Origin of the sequence: Nocardia sp. NRRL WC-3656 (genome assembly GCF_000720265.1) — a bacterium.
Classification (GTDB): Bacteria; Actinomycetota; Actinomycetes; order Mycobacteriales; family Mycobacteriaceae; genus Nocardia; species Nocardia nova.
In genome coordinates, this window is sequence record NZ_JOJF01000109.1 from 1 (window position 1) to 464 (window position 464).

A 464-nucleotide genomic window follows, 5' to 3' on the forward strand; every position below is an offset into this window, starting at 1 on the left:
CTTCATCGGCTCCTGGTGCCAAGGCATCCACCGTACGCTCTTACACACTTACTAACAAAGATGCTCGCGTCCACTGTGCAGTTCTCAAACAACACACCCACCCAAACCGGAATTTCAGGACCAGCACCCTCGAAGAAGGCCGGTATCTCAGAAGATCTGAGCGGATCGTATTTTTTGCCTGGAAAGAACGTCTGTTCTTTCAGGACCCAACAGTGTGTCGATATATTCACCGCGGTCCCGGACAGAGCCGGCACCTTGGTGCGATGAAGCTTGTCAGCGTTCCACCCATGAGCTTCCGCGGTCCCACTGACGGGGACACAAACGGTCTCTGGCACAACCACTTTCACCTGTGTGAAGCGTCGTGCAGAAGTGCTCCTTAGAAAGGAGGTGATCCAGCCGCACCTTCCGGTACGGCTACCTTGTTACGACTTCGTCCCAATCGCCAATCCCACCTTCGACGGCTC

General features: G+C 55.0%; 1 rRNA gene. It reads right to left on the reverse strand.

What is annotated here, in order from left to right:
* Positions 1–380: 380 nt before the first annotated feature.
* A 16S ribosomal RNA gene (locus IG65_RS0134060) occupies positions 381–464 on the reverse strand; the annotation flags it as partial.